Source organism: Corallococcus terminator (assembly GCF_049194865.1).
Taxonomy (GTDB): domain Bacteria; phylum Myxococcota; class Myxococcia; order Myxococcales; family Myxococcaceae; genus Myxococcus; species Myxococcus terminator_A.
This window is the reverse complement of sequence record NZ_JBLZWL010000136.1, coordinates 193,554-212,051: the sequence shown is the minus strand read 5'-3', so window position 1 is coordinate 212,051 and position 18,498 is coordinate 193,554. Positions and strand designations below refer to the sequence as shown.

Below are 18,498 nucleotides of genomic sequence, written 5' to 3'. Positions count from 1 at the left end.
GGGGCTCGGCCATACTGGGGGCATGCGTTCCCTGTTCGTCGCGCTCCTGCTCGCCGCCTCGCCGCAAACGCCCGCCCAGAAGGCGAAAGAGCTCTCCGGCCAGAAAGCCTGGGAGGAGCTGTACCTGGCCTTCTCTTCCGGCGACGCGAAGGCGGTTCCCGACGAGCAGCGGGCCACGGTGTCCGGCGCGCTCGCCAAGGGCTGCCAGGCGCTGCTGACGGACGACACGGTGATGGCGTACTCCATGGGGGAGCGCGCCGTCCTGTATGAAGAGTCCGCACCGGCCCTGCGCTGCCTGGCGACCGCCGCGCGAAAGACGGAGCAGCGCGCCGCGGCCGAGGCCACCCTGGTGAAGGGCGTGACGCGCTTCCCGAAGGACGGTGCCTTCCCGCTGGAGCTCGGCAAGCTGCTGCTGGAGGAGCAGGACTTCGTGGGCGCTCAGGCGGCGTTCGAGAAGGTTCCTCCCCGCGCGAAGGAGTCGGCCGAGGCCAAGAAACTGCTCCAGAAGGCCCGCCAGCAGACACTTCAGGAAGACTCGGCCCGGTCCGAGGCCACGCGCATCTCCCGGCGCCTCGGAAACGCTCCCTCGCAGACACGTCCCGCGAGCGCGATGGGTGGAGACGAGGCCTCCGTGGTGTCACTCGAGACGCGACCGGGGATGAGCTTCCGGGGGCCCAAGCTCGGCTTCGAGTCCGGGGTGGACTCCCGGGGCATGCGGGTGCGCGCCAACAGCCGGTTCATCATCAGCTACTTCAACAATGATCGCGACTTCGGCGAGCGCGCTGACTACGAGGGCCGCATCGTCGAGATACTCAACGATTCCTACCACTTCACCCGAGGCGTGCTGGGCGAGGCGCGGGAGTCCGCCGTGTCCGTGGTGCTCTACACCGGCGAGGAGTTCGGCAGGATATTCGGTATCCCCGTGGCGATGGCGGTGGCTGGCAGGTATGCCCAGAACTCCATCGCCATCAACCATGCCAAGCAGCTGACACGGCAGACCAAGGCGACCATCGTCCACGAATACGTCCACGCCACGGTCGCCGACATCTGCGGCGGGGGCGACGGCGACATGATCCACCTGCCCATCTGGTTCAACGAAGGGCTGGCCATGTTCGTGGAGTGGAAGTACCTGGATGTCCCTGGCCCCAACCTGGAGATGGTGGATCAGATGCGGACGATGCTCGCCTCCCCAGCCGGTGGGCTCATCAGCGTCAAGGAGATGATGGTCGTCGCTCCGATCAGCACCCCCGACCCCCCCATCGCCTATGCCGTCTCCGGACTCGCGGTCCAGGAGCTGATGCGCCGGGAGGGCGCCCACCGCCTGCTGACCCTCACTCGGGATGTGTGCAAGCGAGGGGTGTCGTTCGAGAAGGCGCTGCGGACCCACTATGGAATGACCCTGGGGGAGCTCGATTTGGAGATCGAGAAGGTCGTCCGCAAGGGGTAGCTGCCGGGCAAGCTTGGTCCATTTGGTTTACCCCTCCCCGGGAGTCTCCTACACTCGCAGCCCCCCCATTTGCGCTGCGACGGTAACCGGGCAGTCCGCCGTCCGCAGCAAGGTGACGGATGTCGGACACGCGTGCGGCAATGAGAGAATTTCGCTTCCTCGACGAGAAGCGGAAGCTGGGCAGCCTGTCTCCCGTGGAGGAGGCGCGCTGGGGTGAGCTGCGTGGCCTCCTCGGCGTCCAGGACACCCCCGCGTCCGACGCTTCCACCTGGCAGCAGCCGGAGGCGGCCCCTCAGGGCTACTACGGCGCTGATGGCCAGTGGTACGCCTACCCCGCCGGCTATGACGCCCAGCAGCCCCAGGGCTACTACGGCGACGACGGCCAGTGGTACGCCTACCCCGCCGGCTACGACGCTCAGCAGCCCCAGGGCTACTACGGCGACGACGGCCAGTGGTACGCCTACCCCGCCGGCTACGACCCGAATCAGGCCTACGACCCGAATCAGGCCTATGCGCAGCAGGGCCATGATCCAAACCAGGCCTATGCCCAGCAGGGCTACGACCCGAACCAGGCCTATGCCCAGCAGGGCTACGACCCGAACCAGGCCTATGCCCAGCAGGGCTACGACCCGAACCAGGCCTATGCCCAGCAGGGCTACGACCCGAATCAGGCCTATGCCCAGCAGCAGGGCTACGACCCGAATCAGGCCTATGCCCAGCAGCAGGGCTACGACCCGAACCAGGCCTGGCCCGCGGCGACTCCGGAAGCCCCGGTCGCCGACCCCGCGCAGCAGGCCTATTACGCGGGCTACGAGGAGCCGGCCCAGGCGCCCTACACCCCGCCTCCGGCCGCGGAGCCGGAGAACCTGGCCCTCAGCACGGATGACATCGACATCCCCGCCCTGAGCGAGCCCGCGCCGTGGATGGCCCCGAGCCCCACGCCCCCCGCTGGCGCTTCCCCCGTGGCCACGTCCGAGTCCTCCTCGTTCGAGGACGTGCTGGAGGTCTCGGAGACGGATGTCTCCACCACGGAGGCGTACGAAGACGCCACCGCGCTCCAGGACGAGACTTCGTCAACGAGCCCCCCGGAAGATTTCGAACAGGGCGCGGCACAGCAGTTGAGCGCGGAAGAAGACTTCGGAGAGCTCGACACGCACGTGGAGCCCGAGGCCGCGCGGCATGAGCCGGAGACCTCGCTCGAGTCGTCCTTCGCGGACCTCTCGCTGGAGGTCGAAACGGCCTCCGACGATTCAGTCTCCGCCGTGCTCGAAGCCCAGACGTCCGAGGAGGCCACCCTCACGGCCTCCGAGTCCGAAGTGGAAGTCCCTTCTTCGGAAGTCGAGCTGCTCGACGCGACCGCCGACAGCGAGCCGATGCTGGCCGAGGACCACTCGCCCACGTCGCTCGATGCGGCCTGGGACTCCGCGCCGCTGGCCGTGGACCCGCTGGAGTCGTCCGCGACGGACCTCGCTGACGCGAATGATGTCATCGACGTCGGCGCGATGGAGAGCGCCGAGCCCATGTCGCTTGAAGCGAGCGATGTGACGGAGGTGCCTTCGACGGGCGACGGTGCCGCGCACGACGCGGTCGCGGAACCGGACTTCACCGAAGCGGACACAGGCACGCTGAGCGACGCGGCCTACGAGTCGTCCGAAGAGCCGAGCGCGGGCGACTCCGCCTTCGCGACCCAGGAGGCGGACCCCCACTCCGTCGGCGCGGAAATCTCGCTCGATGCGTCCGACATGGTCGAGCCCGCGTCGGCGGCGGAGTTCACGGAGACGGCACCGGAGGCATATGCCGAGGAGCTGTCGCTCGACGCCACGGAGACGCCCTCCAGCGGTTGGGAGTCCACGGCGGCAGCGGACTCCGACGTCACCGCGTCGCCTACCTCCGAGGAGCTCGCTCTTGACGCCAGTGAGGTGAGCGCTGACGCCACGTCCGAGAGCTTCCACTCCGGCGAGTCGGCGGGCGCCGAGGTGTCGGTCCTGGAGATGGAGTCCGCTCCCGAGGGGAGCTTGAGCGCCGAACCGCTCGAGGAGACTGCGGTTCACGACGAGCCGCCCACCTTCGAGGTGGGAGACCTGGGCGTGGAGGCGGAAGCCGCGTCTTCGGTGGAGTCGCCTTTCAGCGTGGAGACCGTGCCTTCGCTGGAGCTGCGCTCCGTGCAGGTCGGGCCTGATCTCCAGGCCGACACGATTGAGGTCGACACCCACGCGGCGTCCTCCTTCACGGGGACGTCGTTCGGTGACACGGCTTCAACCGATGGATTCGACCTGAGCGGCAGTCCCGAGGAGGCCGTACCGCTCGCGACCGCGGGCGAGTTCCTGGAGCCCGCGCAGTACTCGACTTCGAACGAGCGAGGCCTGGACCTTCCGGCCGACACTTCCGAGGGCGAGTGGGACGCGCAGTCGGGTGAGCTGGAGCCCCTCGCGAGCAGTGCGAGCCTCGCTTCGGAGCCGGCCGCGCCCGTCGAGTCGCAGCCTGAGTGGGCTTCCACGGAGGTCACGTCGGAGTGGAACGAGACGGCCGCCGAGTCCCCCACGCCGGGCTCCGATGTCATCGAGCTTCAGCCCGAGTGGGCAGCGGCCTCCACCGAGGCCGCGCCAGACAACGCCGAGCCGGCGTGGGCGGCGACGACGGAGCACGCGCCCGAGGCCGCCCAGTCGGAGTGGTCCGCGGCCGCGCCGCAAGCCGAGTGGACCCCGGAGTCCACGGGCGAAGCCGCGCAGCCCGAGTGGTCCACGTCGACGAGTGACGCGAGCATCTCCGCGCAGCTCGAGTGGCCCACGACGGAGACTCCCGGCGAACACGCGGCCTCGGCGGAAGCACAGACCGAGTGGACAGCCACCGCGGAGATTGCACCCGACGCGGTGCAGACCGAATGGTCCGCGTCCACGGTGGACACCGCTGCACAGCCCGAATGGGCGACCACCGAGGAGCTTCCCGCCGACGCGGTCCAGGCTGAGTGGTCCGCGGGCGAAGCCGCCCCCGCGCAACCTGAGTGGGGCGCCTCCGAAGAACTCCCTGCTGACGCCGTCCAGGCCGAGTGGTCCGCATCCACCGGTGACGCAGCCACCACCACGGAGTGGGCTGCCACGACGGAAGAGATTGCTCCCGACGCCGTCCAGACTGAATGGTCGGCCACATCCACGAGTGACGGAGCCACCGCCGCGCAGCCCGAATGGGCCGCGATGGAGGAGCTAGCGCCAGACGCGGTCCAAGCGGAGTGGTCCACTGAGTCCACGGCCACCGCCCCTCAGCCCGAGTGGGCAGCGACCGAAGAGCTCGCACCCGACGCCGTGCAGACGGAGTGGTCCGCGTCCACGACGGACGCCGCTGCCACTCCTGCGCAGCCCGAATGGGCGACCACCGAGGAGCTTCCCGCCGACGCGGTCCAGGCTGAGTGGTCGGCAACCTCGGATGATGCGGCGACCGGCACCGCTGCACAGCCCGAGTGGGCAGCCACCGAGGAACTCCCCGCCGACGCTGTCCAGGCCGAGTGGTCCACGGGCGAAGCCGCCCCCGCACAGCCCGAATGGGCCGCCACCGAGGAACTCCCCGCCGACGCCGTCCAGGCCGAGTGGTCCACGGGCGAAGCCGCCCCCGCGCAGCCCGAGTGGGCCGCCTCCGAAGAACTCCCCGCCGACGCCGTCCAGGCCGAGTGGTCCACGGGCGAAGCCGCCCCCGCGCAGCCCGAGTGGGCCGCCGCCGAGGAACTCCCCGCCGACGCCGTCCAGGCCGAATGGTCCGCATCCACCGTCGACGCAGCGACCGACACCGCCGCGCAGCCTGAGTGGGCCGCCACCGAGGAGCTTCCCGCCGACGCCGTCCAGGCCGAGTGGGCCACCACTCCGGACGAAGCCGCCACCGCCACCGCTCAGCCCGAATGGGCGGCGACGGAAGAGGTTGCTCCCGACGCCGTCCAGGCCGAGTGGGCCACCTCCGAGGAACTCCCCGCCGACGCCGTCCAGGCCGAGTGGTCGACGGACGAAGCTGCCACCGCGCAGCCCGAATGGGCCGCCACCGAGGAACTCCCCGCCGACGCCGTCCAGACCGAGTGGTCGACGAGCGAAGCCGCCACCGCGCAGCCCGAATGGGCCGCCACCGAGGAACTCCCCGCCGACGCCGTCCAGACCGCGTGGTCGACGAGCGAAGCCGCCACCGCGCAGCCCGAGTGGTCCGCGACGACGGAAGAGCTTGCCCCCGAAGCCGCGCAGCCCGAGTGGTCCGCGACGACGGAAGAGCCTGCCCCCGAAGCCGTGCAGGCCGAGTGGTCCTCCCCCACGGAGACAGTAGCCACCGCGCAGCCTGAGTGGGCCGCCACCGAGGAACTCCCCGCCGACGCCGCCCAGGCCGAGTGGTCCTCCTCCACGGCCGAGCAGGCCGCCGCTCCCGAGTGGGGCGCGCCCGCCAACACGCAGACGGAGTCCACCTGGGACACGGCCGAAGCGGCGCCCGCCGAGCCGCAACCCGAGTGGGTGCCCGAGGAGCCCGAGCCCACCGCCGAGTGGTCCGAGCAGCAGCCCGCCGCCCAGACCGAGTGGAGCGCGTCTTCCGACTCCGCCACGGCCACGTGGGACGGTGAGCCCACGGCCCACCACGAGGAAGCCGCGCCCCAGCAGGGCGAGTGGAGCGAAGCGCCCGTCGACGTGGAGCCCATGGTCGAGCTGTCCTCCGAGGACTCCCTCCCCGCCGAGCCCGTCCAGACCGAGGACGTGTCCTGGTCCGAGGAGTCCCCCACCCCGCCGAGCGCCCCCTGGCAGGCCCAGGACAATCAGCCGTTCGGCGCCACGGTGACCGACTTCTCCACCGCCGAGCCCGAGTTCGACTCCACGCCCGCGCCGTTCGAGACGGAGGAAGTCCCCGTCGAGCTCGAGCAGGAGCAGGAGCTGGCGGAAATCGAGCTGGTGGAAGAGGCCGTCGAGCCTCCGGAAGTCTCATCTCCGCTCGCCGCCACCGCCGTGGCCGCCGCCGCGATGAGCGCCGCGCTCAGGAGCCCCGCTCCCGCGGCCCACCCGAGCCCCTACTCGGCCACCGCACGCGCCCCGCTGGCAACGCCGTCCCTGGCCGAGCGCCCGCAGTCGCTCGCCGCATCACGGGAGCCGCTCTTCGCGGTCGTCCCGCCGATGCACTCCGACTCCATCACCTCGTTCATCGAGGGTGAGCATCGCGTCATCATCCACACCGTCGAGGGACAGGTGAAGCGCGGCACCATCCGCGACGCGGACCTGCTCGACGAGGTCATCTCCCTGGAGCAGCAGAGCGGCTACGCGCCGGAGCAGATTCCCGGCAAGCGCGTGAAGGCCATCTTCTTCATGCTCGCCGCAGGTGCACGTCAGCCGCAGGCCGAGGGTCAGAAGATTCGCGTCACCTTCAACGACGGACGCCAGGTCGCCGGCTTCTCGCAGGACTTCAAGGGGACGACGCCCGGCTTCTTCGTCATCCCCGCGGACCAGCGCACCAACACCGCCCGCATCTTCATCTACCGCTCCAGCGTGCAGGCCGTCGCCGAAGGCTGAGCCACGAGAGCAGGGCCCTCAAAGCCCGCCTGAAACGAAAGAGGGGCCCCCACCACCGTGGGAGCCCCTCTTTCATTCAGCGTCGATGAACGAACCGACGATTACTTCTTCGCCGGGGCAGGAGCCGCGGCGTCGGCCTTCTTGGTCAGGGCCAGGTCCAGGTTCACGGTGACTTCCTCACCGACCGCCACGCCGCCCGTCTCCAGCGCCTGGTTGTACGCGAGGCCGAAGTCCTTGCGGTTCAGCTTGGTGGTGGCCTCCACGCCCGTGCGGGTGTTGCCCCAGGGGTCCTTCGACTCCTTCGACGGGCCCGTGACGTCCAGGACGACGGGCTTGGTGACGCCGTGCATGGTCAGGTTGCCGGTGACCTTCAGCTTGCCCTCGCCCGCCTTCTCCACCTTCGTCGACTTGAAGGTGATGGTGGGGAACTTCGCCGTGTCGAAGAAGTCCGGCGCCTTCAGGTGCTCGTCGCGCTTGGCGTTGTTCGTGTTGATGGTCGTCGCGTCGATGGTCGCCTCGACGGTGGACTTGGTGACGTCCTTGTCGTCCAGGTTGACGGCGCCCTTCACGTTGCCGAACGAGCCCTTCACGTTCGTCACCATCATGTGCTTCACGGAAAACTCGGCGCCGGAGTGGGCCGAGTCAATCTCCCACGTGGTCGCCATGGCGAGGGACGGCAGGGCCACCAGCAGGGCAATCGCGCTCTTCAGGGTCGTCTTCATAGGGGTGTGCTCCTCGATGAACTACGGGTTCAGGCGCGCAGCGCGAAGCTGCGCATGGACAAGGTTCCGTGATGGAAGCCCTCGAAAACTGAAGTGAGACGGTCTTCGGGGAGGGCAGCTCCGAGGACGAAGTACAGCGGCAACAAATGCTCGGCTCTCGGATGCGCGAGCTGCGCATTCGGTGCATCCAACCATGACTGGAGGCCCACGAAGTCCCGCGCCTCCAGCTTCTGCGCCACCCAGGTGTCGAAGGCCTGTGCCCACGGCTCCGGGGACGCATCCTTCTGATGGAAATTCACGCGGCGCAGGTTGTGGACGATGCCACCACTTCCCATCAACAGCACGCCTTGCGCGCGCAAGGGGCGCAACGCCTCGCCCATCTTCACCACGTCCGCCGCGCTCGCGCCCAGCGGCATCGACACCTGCACCACCGGCAACGTTGCCTGTGGAAACGTATGAAGCAGCGGTACCCACGCACCGTGGTCCAACCCGCGCTCCGAATCCGCGACGGCCTTCAGCCCCGCCGCGCCCAGCCGGGCCACCACGTCGGAGGCCACGTCCGGCGCACCCGGCGCCGCGTACCTCAACCGGTACAACGCGTCCGGGAAGCCGAAGAAGTCGTAGACGAGCGGAGGCTTCGCGCTCGCGGTGACGCGCACCTCGCCGGGCGTCTCCCAGTGCGCGGACACCACGACGATGGCCCGCGCCGTCGCCGCGCCGTCGCCAAAGGTCTTCAGCGCGCGCGGATACGCGTCCGCGTCCAGCGCCACCATGGGCGAGCCGTGCGACACGAAGAGCGCCGGAGCCCGCCCGCCCTTCGAGCCAGCGCCCAGGACGCCCGACACGCCGGCCGCCGCCGCGCCCTGCAAGACCTCCCGCCTGTCCAGTCCGTCTCCCATGATGGACGCCTTCTACTGCAACCCCAGGACCAGGGCCCAGCTCATTCCAACCCCTTGAAATGACGACCTCCCAACATCCTTTCGTGCACGGGGCCTCTCAAAACGATAGAGAGAGACATCACTTTGGAAGGGAGCAGGACACGGTGCCGGGGCCATTCGACGCGTTGGAGCTGGGGGAGCTGCTGTCCTTCGAGCCGGGGGGCGGACTCATCCACTTCGCGGGGCAGCGGGTGCTGCTCATGGACCCGGTGGCGCTGGGGCTGTTGCGCAAGGAGTTGGTGAATCTGATGGGGATGACGGCCGCGCGCGGCATCTTCACGCGGCTGGGCTACGCGCACGGCTGGCGCACGGCGGAGGCGATGAAGGGCGCGGTGCCGTGGAAGGACGAGTCGCTGTGGCGTCGCGCGGGCGGGCGGCTGCACACGCTTCAGGGCCAGGTGCGGGTGGAGCGGGTGGAGCGAAAGCCCGAGGAGGGCCCTGAGCCCTTCGCCGAGGCGCAGTGGCGCGACTCGTATGAAGCCGAGCAGCACCTGCTGCACCTGGGGCGCGCGGACCATCCGGTGTGCTGGAGCCTCACCGGCTTCGCCTCCGGCTACATGAGCTACGTCAACGGGCGGGAAATCTACTGCACGGAGATTCGCTGCGTGGGACAGGGGGACGCGGCGTGCCACATCGTCGGCCGTCCCTCCGAGGAGTGGAGCACCGAGTGCAAGGAGGTGCTGCGCTTCTACGAGACGCAGTGCATGGAGGGCGTGCTGGGTCAGGTGACGGACGCGCTGAAGCAGGCGGAGCGCAAGCTGCGCGCGAAGCGACAGTCCCTGGCGCGCGCGGGCGTGACGGAGGACCCCGCGGGTATGGTGGCGCGCGCGGAGGCCATGCTGCGCGTCATCAACCTGGGGCGCCGCGCGGCGAAAGTCGACTCCACGGTGCTCGTCACCGGTGAGAGCGGCGTGGGCAAGGAGCGCATCGCCCGCCTCATCCACGACGAGTCCACGCGCGCGCACAAGGCCTTCATCGCCGTCAACTGCGCGGCCGTCACGGAGAGCCTGCTGGAGAGCGAGCTGTTCGGCCACGCGCGCGGCGCCTTCACCGGCGCGACGCATGACAGGCCCGGACTCTTCGAGGCGGCGCACGGCGGCACCCTCTTCCTCGACGAGGTGGGCGAGGTACCGGCGTCCATGCAGGCCAAGCTGTTGCGCGCGCTTCAGGAGAAGGAAGTCCGGCGCGTGGGCGAGAACACCAGCCGCAAGGTGGACGTGCGCGTGGTGGCCGCCACCAACCGCGACTTGAGCGAGGAGGTGCGCACGGGCCGCTTCCGCCAGGACCTCTACTACCGCCTGCGCGTCATCGAGCTGCGCATCCCCCCGCTGCGCGAGCGGCGCGAGGACATCCTCCCCCTGGCCCGGCTGCTGCTCGCCGAGGCAGCGGAGCGTCTGGGCCGCAAGGTGTCAGGACTCGCCCCCGACGCGGCGGACCAGCTCCTGCGCTACGAGTGGCCGGGCAACGTGCGCGAGCTGGGCAACGCGCTGGAGCGGGCGGTGGCCTTGTGTGAAGGCCCCCGAGTGGAGCGGGATGACCTGCCGGAGGAAGTGCGCGCCGCGCCGCCCAGCCTCATCCCCGCCGGCAACCCGCGCCGGCTGGAGGACATGGAGAAGGACTACATCCTCGCGGTGCTGGCGCAGAACTCGGGCAACCGGGCGCGCACCGCCGAGCAGCTCGACATCGGCGTGGCCACGCTCTACCGGAAGCTGAAGCAGTACGGCCACCCGGAGGCGGCCCACTAGACGCGCGGCAGCGCCTCAGTTGAGGAACTGGTCCCTGTCCGGCCGGTCCTTGTTCTTGGGCACCACGTTCAAGTGCTTGGACCTACCCTTCAGCTGGCGCTGCAGGCGCCAGTGCTGCAGGTGCAGCATCAACCGCTTGGGGCTGGCGCCGCGCACGTAGGCGAACACCAGCACCAGCGCGATGACGTGCGGCAGCTGACTGGCCAGGCCCGCCGTGAGGATGCGCAGCACGACGAAGCCCGCGCCAATGCCGGCGAACGCGTTGCCCGACAGGGGGATGCCCCAGAAGTTCGTCTGCCCGCGCCCCATCGACAGGCCGTAGGCGACCCACAGCACCGAGCCCATCACCCAGCCGCCCTGGTAGCCCATGGGCAGCGGCATGAAGAGGCCCACCACGCCGAGCACGTAGCCCGCGAGCGCCGTGCACCCCACCGCGACGAGCAAGAGCCGCTTCGAGCCCCAGGAGCTCTCCAGCGAGCCGCCGATGCTCCACAGCAGCAGCGCCCCGAAGAGGATGCTGATGGGCTCGCTCTCGATGAAGGCGTAGGTGAAGGGCTGCCAGAGGAAGAGGCTGCCGAAGACGGTGTTGGGCGACAGCAGCAGCAAGATGCTCCGCGTGGAGCCCTGGTAGCCCAGCAGCAGGTACAGCACGGACCCCGCGACCAGCCCCACCGCCAGCTTGGACGACATGGACTCCAGACCGGGCAGGCCAAAACCGCCCCCTCCGCCCCTGCCGCCGAACCGCATCGGTCGCATTCAATCCTCCACTACGGGCTCAACAGCCGACCAAAGGTGGTGGAACCCTCGTCGCTTCGCAACCCCAAACGACGAAGGGCGCCCCACCCGGTCCCGGGAGAGAGCGCCCTCGCACATCGACTCCGCGCGTTGCTGGCCGACGAATCAGGCCTTCGCGCGGTAGAAAAGCGTGATGGTCAGACAGTGGAACTCCTTGTCCGAGGACTGGGTCACCACCTTGTCCACCAAGTCGACGTTGTTCAAATTCTCCTTGAGCCACTTGGTGATGTTCTCACCCATGTTCTCGCGATCACGCGCGAGCGTGGTGGAGAACACCTTGACTCCCGTGAAGCTCGTAACGCCCATTCCAACCCTCGGTCTCAAATCTCAAGCTGAGATTCTGGACGTTTACCCTGAGACGATTCCGCTATCAAGAAACGGGCCCGATTTACCGGCCTCGGGCGAGTCCAGGCCACCCAGGCCCGGTCCCACGTCCAGGGGCACATCTCCCACAGTTGCGCAGCCAACACCCGCGTGCCGCGGGCCAGGGGCCCTCGCGCCCACTGACGCAAGGCCCCAGGCGCCACGCCGCCGCTCACCGCCCCGCGGTGGCCCTGCGGCCCTGACAGGACACCTCGTCCTTGCAGGCCGGGCCAATGCCTTCCGGGTGGGCGGTGAGCGGCGTCTTGTCGCTCTCCTCCACGCCGCACACCACGCACTTGCGCTTGCGGTTGCGACGCTCCGCGCGGCGCTGCTCGGCGATGGCCTTGGCCCGCTCGCGGGCCGTCTTCGCGTCCACCTCGTTGCTCATCTCGCGTCCCGGTTGGAAGTCGTGTGCAGGCATCAGAGCGCCTCGACCAGCACCGCGATGCCCTGGCCGCCGCCAATGCAGGCGGAGCCGATACCATAGCGTCCACCGCGCCGCTTGAGCTCATAGACGAGCGTGGTGGTGATGCGCGCGCCGGAGGCGCCCAGCGGGTGGCCCACGGCGATGGCGCCGCCGTTGACGTTGGTCTGCTCGCGCGGCAGGCCCAGCTCCTTCTCCACCGCCAGGTACTGCGGCGCGAAGGCCTCGTTCACCTCGAACAGGTCCACGTCGGACAGCTTCGCCTGCGCGCGCTCCAGCAGCTGGCGGATGGCGGGCGCGGGGCCGATGCCCATGATTTTCGGGTCACACCCGGACACGCCCCAGTTCACCAGCCGGGCGATGGGCTTCAGGCCGTGCTTCTCCACGAAGCCGCGCGTGGCCATCACCATGCTGCCCGCGCCGTCGCAGATGCCGCTGGCGGCGCCCGCGTGCACCACGCCGTCCTTCTTGAAGACCTTGGGCAGCTTGCGCAGCCCCTCCACCGTCGTCTCCGGACGGTTGTGCTCGTCCTTGGCGAAGACGGTGTCGCCCTTCTTGCCCTTGAGCGTGACGGGCGCGATTTCGTCCTGGAAGCGGCCCGCCTCCTGCGCGGCGGCGAAGCGCTTCTGGGTGAGCACCGCGTACTCGTCCACCTGCTCCTGCGTGAGCGAGTAGTCCACCGCGAGCTGCTCGGCCGTCATCGCCATGGGCTGGCCGGTGTAGCTGTCCGTCAGCGCAGTCCAGAGCATGTCCTCCAGGCTGCCCTTGCCCAGCGGCAGGCCCCAGCGCGCGCCCCGGATGACGTGGGGCGCCTGGCTCATGGACTCGGTGCCGCCGGCGAGCACGCAGCTCGCCTGCTCGGTGAGCATCAGCTCCGCGGCGGTGGTGAAGGCCTGGAAGCCGGAGCCACACAGCCGGTTGACGCCCAGGGCGGGCACGGAGATGGGGACACCCGTCCGCAGGCCCACGTGGCGGGGCAGGTAGATGGCATCCGCGCTCGTCTGCACCACGTTGCCGTACACGACGTGCTGCACCAACTCCGGCGACACCTTCGCCTGGGCGAAGGCGGCCTTCGCCGATTCCACGGCGAGGTCGGTGGCGCTGAGGTCCTTGAGGCTGCCGCCGTAGGTCCCGAACGGGGTGCGCTTGCCGGAAAGAAAGAAGATTTCCTCGGTCTTGGACACGCTCTTCATGGTGCTCGTCTACCTACTCTCAAGGGGCGCGCGGTGCACGCGCGCAGTGACGGAATGGCGGGGTTTCAGGACGCGCGCCGCCCCAGGAAGGCGCTGGCGACGATGGCAAGCGCCATCACCGTCCACAACAGCCCTTGCAGGTTCTGCCGGCGTATCTCCTTCCGGCCGAGCCCGCGGTACCAGGAACGCCCGGCCTCCACCCGGCCTTCCCAGGAGAAGTCCCCGGCCGGGGTGACGCCCTCCATGCGGCGCAGGTGGGCGCGCAGCAGGCGCTCAGGCGAAGCGTCCGCCAGTGAACCGCTGCGGTACACCCCTGGGACGTCCAGGGCGGGGCGGCGATAACCGGCGGTGATGACGAAGCCTTCCGGCGCCAGGGGGGTGAGGAAGTAGAGCCGGGGCTCGCCGTCAGCCGCCTGGTAGATGGTGGCGAAGACCCGCTCGACGGGGTGGGCCCAGTCATAGGAGAGCGTCGCGCGCTGGAGGCGTGGCTTCTCCTCGTGACTGCCGAGCGCCACGAAACCCACTCCCTGGAGTTCGATGGCCAGCTGGGCCAGCTCCAAGGGGATGTCCATCTGGTCCGCCGGGGCCTCCGGCTCGACGCGGACGCTGTGGGGGAACAGGAAGAGGATGGCGCGCCAGAAGTTGAGCGCCAGCAGGACGATGGCGAGCACGAGGCCAGCGACGACGATGCCCAGCTCGGCGAGAACGTTCATGCGGTGAGCACCTGGGAATGTGGCGGGCGACCGGCGGCCCATCCACCCCAGGCACCCTAGCGGAAACCGGCGCTCCCAGGGCCCCCTTCAGCGTCGGGACGCGGTGGCCGGCAAGTCCTTCCACCGGGCCAGGTCCACGGCCGCCAGCGGGTCCTCACCCCGGAGGAAGCGCTCCAGGTGACCCAGCGAGTCCACGCCGAAGAACAGCTCCCCGTCCGCGAAGATGGTGGGCACGCCGAACGCGCCCGCGGCGATGGCCTCCTCCGTGTTGCGGCGCAGGCGGTCCTTGATGTCCTGCCGCTGGGCGGCGGCGAGCAGTGAGGGCGCGTCCAGCCCGGCGGCCTGGATGGCCACGGCCACCTGCTCGGGCGTCTCGGCGCCCTTCCCGCCTCCCCAGACCTCCGCGTAGAGGGCGGACACCAGCCGGCCGCGCGCCTCCAGGTCGTCCACCGCGGCCGTCACGCGCAGGGGGAGCAGCGGGACGAAGGGGTGCGTGGGGGGGGGCCCGAAGGGCACGCCCAGCTCGTGAGCGATGCGGAAGGTGTGCTTGAAGACGTAGCCGCGCTTGGCGGGGACCTCGGCGGGGCCGATGTTGCCGGTGGCGTTGAGCACGCCCGCGAGCAGCACCGGCACGGGCTCCACGACACGGCCGTGGCGCGCGGCGAGCGCGGGCATCCGCGTCCACGCGAGATAGGCGTAGGGAGACAGATAATCGAAACAGAAGCGCAGGGGTGCGAGGGCCATGGGCCGCAGTCTAGCGCCCTCAAGCGCCACGTTCGTGGTGGAGCCTCGCGGACGAAGGGACCGACCGCCCAGGAGCACCGCGGGGGCCCCGCCCACCTCGCCTCGGCGACCACCGAGGACTCCTCGTCGAGCGCCTTGCCGGGTGCCTGTTCCGCCGAGGTGCCGCGCCCCGTCGAGGGCACCTCTCAGGCGCTCTGCCGGGACTCCGCGCTGCGCTGGAGCGCGCCCCGCAGCGACGTCGCCTGCGCCAGGAGATTCGACGCACGCGCCTCGGTGAAGGCCGTCTCCGCCGCTCCCAGCTCGACCACCGCCGCCTCGGCCGAGGAGGCCCGCTCCGCGAGCGCCAGGTGCACCAGCCCCGCCTGCAACACGTTGCCCGTCAGCTCCGCCAGCGCGAGCGCGCGACGCAGGTGCACGAGCCCCGCTTCGCCGGGCAGCAGCGAAGCCAGTGCGCGACGCGCCAGCATCTCATCCCAGGGATTCGCCAGCACCGGGTCCACCGCGCGGGAGAGCGCCAGCTGCGCCGCCTCGTGCGCGGCCTCCAGATGTCCCTGCTCCCGCTCGAAGCGGGACTGGTACACGCACAGCAGCGTCTCCATCCGGATGCCGCCCTCGCGCGCCGCCGCCAGGGCCCGGGGCAGGGACTGCCGCGCCGCCGCCGCGTCCTCGAACAACACGTCCCGACACGCCTGATACGTCTGCACGTGGCACTGCAGCCACCGGTCCTCCGGGAGCACCCGCGCCAGCGACTCCGCGCGCGCCACCACGGCGGCCACGTGCTCGTGCTCGCCGCGCTCCAGGTAGTAGGGCGGCGTGAAGATGGCCAGGTTGCGCTCCATCAGCCGGGGGTTGCCCAGCCTGCGCACCAGGTCCGTCTTCTCGGTGAAGGCCGGGACGAAGGCCGCGCCGTCCCCCGTGAAGGCCGCGCGAGTCACCACCGAGAACAGGTGGAACGCGCGCACGTCGGTGAAGCCGTGGGCCTCCGCCACCGCGTAGCCATCCCGCGTCGCCTGGGCATCCAGCGGCTCGCCGCGCAGCGCCAGGTTCATGTTCATCATGTAGCCGCCCATGCCCAGCGCCCAGGCCAGGCGTCGCGGCAGTCGGCCCATCACCTCGCGCATCCCGCGCAGCCGGGAGAGCTGCTCGAACTGCGCCTCCACCACGCCCGCCGAGCGGCCCGTGTACGCGCTGAGCACCGCCGGAGCCAGCAACGTGCCCGCCCGGTACGGCGACACCTCGGGCTGCTCCTCGCGCACGCGCTCCAGCAACACGTCCAGGTCCTTCGTCCGCCCGACGATGGCCATCGCCATGGCCTGGAGGATGCGCAGCTCCGCCTGCTTCCAGAAGATGTCCTCGGGCGACGACTGCGCGTCCGCCGCGCGCTCGCGGAACAGCTCCCGCAGCCGCGCGGGCCTCTCGTCCTCCGGCGCCGCGCACGCCGCGTCCAGCTGCGCCAGCGCAATCCTGCGGCCCTCGGCCAGGTCCACCGTGGCCGCCCAGTGCGCGAAGAGCTTTTCCGAGAAGGCCAGGGAGCTGGGCGGGTCGCTCGCGTAGCCCACCTCCACCAGCGTCACCCAGATGCGCAGCAGCAGCCTGTCACGGCCAGGGAAGTCCGGCGCGGCCTCCAGCAGCGTCGACGCCTCCTTCAACAGCAGCGTCGCCTCCAGCAGCGCCTGCGCCTCCATGGCCGCGCGGCCCGCGTCCAGCAACGGGCCAATGGCCAGCTCCGGCTCCGACGAGCGCAGGTAGTGCCAGCCCACCGTGCGCGACAGGTCCGGCCGCTGGTAGTAGAGCGTCTGGAGCGCCAGCGCCACCCGCGCATGCGCCGCCCGCCGCTCGTCGTCCTGCGTGCTGTCGTAGATGGCCTGGTGCACGGTGTCGTGCGTGAAGACGTACCGGCCCTCCTCCTCCTGGAGGAACTGTCGCTCGACGATGCCGTCCAGCACGGCGAACAGCTCCGACTCCGGCAGCTCCGCCAGCGCCCGCACCATGGGCAGCTCCAGGCTCCGCCCCGCCGGCGCCAACCTGCGCAGGAGCGACACCTGCTCCACCGGCGCGGACGACAGTCGCTCGAGCACCGCGGCATGGATGCTCTCTGGCAAAGGCCGCGTGTCCAGCCCCTCCTCCGCCGTCCACCGACCGCCCACGCGCGTCAGCGCGCCCTCCTCCACCAGCGCGCGCAGACACTCGGTGGCGAAGAAGGCGTTGCCTCCCGTCGTCGCGTGCAGCCGCGCCACGAAGCCCTCGGGGACCTCCAGGCCCGGCAGCGCCAGCCCCACCAGCGTGCCCACGTGCTCGGCGGCCAGCGGCTCCAGGTCCATGCGCCAGGTGAGCTTCTCGTCCACCGTCTGGAACGCGAGGCTCAGCCGGCTCAGCTCACCCGAGCGGAACGTGCCCACCACCATGCCTCTCGTGCCCTGCAGCGCGCGAATCAGCACGTTGAGCACCTCCAGCGAGGCGGTGTCCGCCCAGTGGAGGTCCTCGAAGCACAGCACGAACGTCATCCGCTTGCCGAGCGACTGGACCCACTCCGCCAGCGCTCCGAAGAACCCCAGCTTCTCCTCGCCGGGCACCTGCGCCACGCCCGCGGACTCGGCCGACAGCGAGGGCAGCAGCCGCGATAGCCTGGGTGACAGCCGCTCCATCACCTCGGCGGGCGTGTGCGGCATCAGCGCGCGCAGCGCCTGGGCAATCGGCGTCAGCGGCGCCTGGCCCTCCGCCCGGCACTGCCCGCGTCCGAAGGGCAGCTCCGCGAGCTTCGCCTGCAGCTCGAACTCCTGGAGCAGCCGCGTCTTGCCCACGCCCGCGGGCGCGCCCAGGAGCACCGCGCGCGACTGGCCCCAGTCCGCCTCGGCCAGCCCGTTCATCAGCGCCTCCAGCTCCGCCGCGCGCCCGACGACCTCCGGCACGTGCAGGTAGCTGGAGCGCGCCGACAGCGGCTCCTCTGGCATCGGCTCACCGCTGGCGTGGCAGAGCGCCTCCATCAGCTCGCTCGCATCCTGGAAGCGCTCACGCGGGTCCTTGGCGAGCAGCAGCAGGATGATCTCCTCCAGCTGCGGGTCCACCGGCCCCAGCGTGGAGGGACGAGGCGGCGGACGCGTCAGGTGGTCCGCCAGCAGCGCCGCCGGGGTGTTGCGCTTGAAGGGCAGCCGGCGCGTCACCAGGTAGTACGCCATGACGCCCAGCGAGTAGAGGTCCGCGCGCCCGTCGATGCTCGCGCCGCGCTGCCACTCGGGGGCCAGGTACTCCAGCGTGCCCTTGAGTTTGCCAGGGCTCGGGGTGCCCAGCTGGTGCATCACCCCGAAGTCCATGAGCTTCACCGCGCCGGAGCTGGTGATGCGCACGTTGCTCGCCTTGATGTCGCAGTGCACGTACAGGCGCGAGTGGATGAACGCGAGCATCTGCGCCATCTGCAGCAGCACACGGTACAGCGTGCGCGTGTCCAGCGGCGCCTCGCGCGCCAGCGTGCTCAGGTCCTGCCCGTCCACCACCTCCATGGTGATGAAGCGGTTGCCGGCCTCCGTCATGCCCCAGTCGAACACCTTCAGCGTGCCGGGGTGCTGGAGCTTCTTCATCGCGAAGAACTCGTGCCGGAACATCAGCACCAGCTCCTCCGTCTTCCCGGCCGTCAGCCCCGCGGGGACCTGCATCTCCTTGAGCGCCACCCGCCGCTTCTCGTGCAGGTCCTCCGCCAGCCAGATGCGGCCCATGCCGCCCTCGCCCAGCAGGCCCTCCACCCGGTAGCGCCCCGTCACCACCATCCCCACTTCCAGCGAGCGGCGCACTCCGGCGGCGTCTCCCGGCAGGGTGACGGGCGTGCGGATGCGGTCCCCCCACGAACTCGGAGGAGGGCTGCGCTCATCTAGAACGGTTGTCTTCTCTTCGTCGCTCACGA

At 70.2% G+C, this 18,498-nt stretch carries 12 protein-coding genes; 3 read left to right on the top strand and 9 right to left on the bottom strand.

Features of this window, described 5'->3' with window-relative positions; all coding sequences use genetic code 11:
• The first annotated feature begins 22 nt into the window (after positions 1 to 22).
• Together ACN469_RS40640 and ACN469_RS40635 are read left to right on the top strand one after the other, a co-directional pair.
• Positions 23 to 1,447 (top strand): peptidase MA family metallohydrolase, encoded by a 1,425-nt coding sequence (locus ACN469_RS40640; protein WP_498777272.1) that lies wholly within the window; start codon positions 23 to 25, stop codon positions 1,445 to 1,447.
• 140 nt (positions 1,448 to 1,587) lie between these two features.
• Complete coding sequence (locus tag ACN469_RS40635; RefSeq protein ID WP_498777270.1) at positions 1,588 to 6,966, top strand: DUF6982 domain-containing protein; 5,379 nt, start codon at positions 1,588 to 1,590, stop codon at positions 6,964 to 6,966.
• Between the two features lie 101 nt (positions 6,967 to 7,067).
• Here the strand turns inward: ACN469_RS40635 and ACN469_RS40630 are convergent, their stop codons facing one another.
• Positions 7,068 to 7,688, bottom strand: a complete 621-nt coding sequence (locus tag ACN469_RS40630; RefSeq protein WP_498777268.1) for a YceI family protein — start codon at positions 7,686 to 7,688, stop codon at positions 7,068 to 7,070.
• A gap of 29 nt (positions 7,689 to 7,717) precedes the next feature.
• Entirely contained in the window at positions 7,718 to 8,587 is an 870-nt protein-coding gene (locus tag ACN469_RS40625) for a dioxygenase family protein (RefSeq protein WP_498777266.1), read from the bottom strand.
• Positions 8,588 to 8,730: 143 nt separating this feature from the next.
• On the opposite strand from ACN469_RS40625, the gene ACN469_RS40620 reads away from it, so the two are divergent.
• The gene (locus ACN469_RS40620; protein WP_498777264.1) at positions 8,731 to 10,371 is read left to right on the top strand and encodes a sigma 54-interacting transcriptional regulator; all 1,641 of its coding nucleotides are present in this window, start codon (positions 8,731 to 8,733) and stop codon (positions 10,369 to 10,371) included.
• Between the two features lie 15 nt (positions 10,372 to 10,386).
• Here ACN469_RS40620 and ACN469_RS40615 read toward each other — a convergent pair whose 3' ends face one another.
• The 7 genes from ACN469_RS40615 to ACN469_RS40585 all read right to left on the bottom strand — a co-directional run bounded on the left by ACN469_RS40615 (position 10,387) and on the right by ACN469_RS40585 (position 18,364).
• A complete protein-coding gene (locus ACN469_RS40615; RefSeq protein WP_498777262.1) occupies positions 10,387 to 11,127 on the bottom strand; it encodes a DUF1751 domain-containing protein in 741 nt (246 codons plus the stop codon).
• 144 nt (positions 11,128 to 11,271) lie between these two features.
• A complete protein-coding gene (locus ACN469_RS40610; RefSeq protein WP_498777260.1) occupies positions 11,272 to 11,472 on the bottom strand; it encodes a hypothetical protein in 201 nt (66 codons plus the stop codon).
• Between the two features lie 229 nt (positions 11,473 to 11,701).
• Positions 11,702 to 11,917 carry a hypothetical protein gene (locus ACN469_RS40605; protein WP_498777332.1) on the bottom strand — a complete coding sequence of 72 codons (216 nt, stop codon included), beginning with the start codon at positions 11,915 to 11,917 and terminating at the stop codon, positions 11,702 to 11,704.
• 32 nt (positions 11,918 to 11,949) lie between these two features.
• Positions 11,950 to 13,146 (bottom strand): acetyl-CoA C-acetyltransferase, encoded by a 1,197-nt coding sequence (locus ACN469_RS40600; RefSeq protein ID WP_498777258.1) that lies wholly within the window; start codon positions 13,144 to 13,146, stop codon positions 11,950 to 11,952.
• A gap of 65 nt (positions 13,147 to 13,211) precedes the next feature.
• Entirely contained in the window at positions 13,212 to 13,859 is a 648-nt protein-coding gene (locus tag ACN469_RS40595) for a hypothetical protein (protein ID WP_498777256.1), read from the bottom strand.
• 87 nt (positions 13,860 to 13,946) lie between these two features.
• The gene (locus tag ACN469_RS40590) at positions 13,947 to 14,603 is read right to left on the bottom strand and encodes a 2-hydroxychromene-2-carboxylate isomerase (RefSeq protein WP_498777254.1); all 657 of its coding nucleotides are present in this window, start codon (positions 14,601 to 14,603) and stop codon (positions 13,947 to 13,949) included.
• A gap of 185 nt (positions 14,604 to 14,788) precedes the next feature.
• Positions 14,789 to 18,364, bottom strand: a complete 3,576-nt coding sequence (locus ACN469_RS40585; protein ID WP_498777330.1) for a protein kinase domain-containing protein — start codon at positions 18,362 to 18,364, stop codon at positions 14,789 to 14,791.
• Positions 18,365 to 18,498: the final 134 nt, after the last annotated feature.

What these genes read in the sequence shown, in the direction of transcription:
- ACN469_RS40640 (WP_498777272.1), top strand. Translation starts at nt 23, where the DNA reads ATGCGTTCCCTGTTCGTCGCGCTCCTGCTCGCCGCCTCGCCGCAAACG.
- ACN469_RS40635 (WP_498777270.1), top strand. Translation starts at nt 1,588, where the DNA reads ATGAGAGAATTTCGCTTCCTCGACGAGAAGCGGAAGCTGGGCAGCCTG.
- ACN469_RS40630 (WP_498777268.1), bottom strand. Translation starts at nt 7,688, where the DNA reads ATGAAGACGACCCTGAAGAGCGCGATTGCCCTGCTGGTGGCCCTGCCG.
- ACN469_RS40625 (WP_498777266.1), bottom strand. Translation starts at nt 8,587, where the DNA reads ATGGGAGACGGACTGGACAGGCGGGAGGTCTTGCAGGGCGCGGCGGCG.
- ACN469_RS40615 (WP_498777262.1), bottom strand. Translation starts at nt 11,127, where the DNA reads ATGCGACCGATGCGGTTCGGCGGCAGGGGCGGAGGGGGCGGTTTTGGC.
- ACN469_RS40610 (WP_498777260.1), bottom strand. Translation starts at nt 11,472, where the DNA reads ATGGGCGTTACGAGCTTCACGGGAGTCAAGGTGTTCTCCACCACGCTC.
- ACN469_RS40605 (WP_498777332.1), bottom strand. Translation starts at nt 11,917, where the DNA reads ATGAGCAACGAGGTGGACGCGAAGACGGCCCGCGAGCGGGCCAAGGCC.
- ACN469_RS40600 (WP_498777258.1), bottom strand. Translation starts at nt 13,146, where the DNA reads ATGAAGAGCGTGTCCAAGACCGAGGAAATCTTCTTTCTTTCCGGCAAG.
- ACN469_RS40595 (WP_498777256.1), bottom strand. Translation starts at nt 13,859, where the DNA reads ATGAACGTTCTCGCCGAGCTGGGCATCGTCGTCGCTGGCCTCGTGCTC.
- ACN469_RS40590 (WP_498777254.1), bottom strand. Translation starts at nt 14,603, where the DNA reads ATGGCCCTCGCACCCCTGCGCTTCTGTTTCGATTATCTGTCTCCCTAC.
- ACN469_RS40585 (WP_498777330.1), bottom strand. Translation starts at nt 18,364, where the DNA reads ATGGTGGTGACGGGGCGCTACCGGGTGGAGGGCCTGCTGGGCGAGGGC.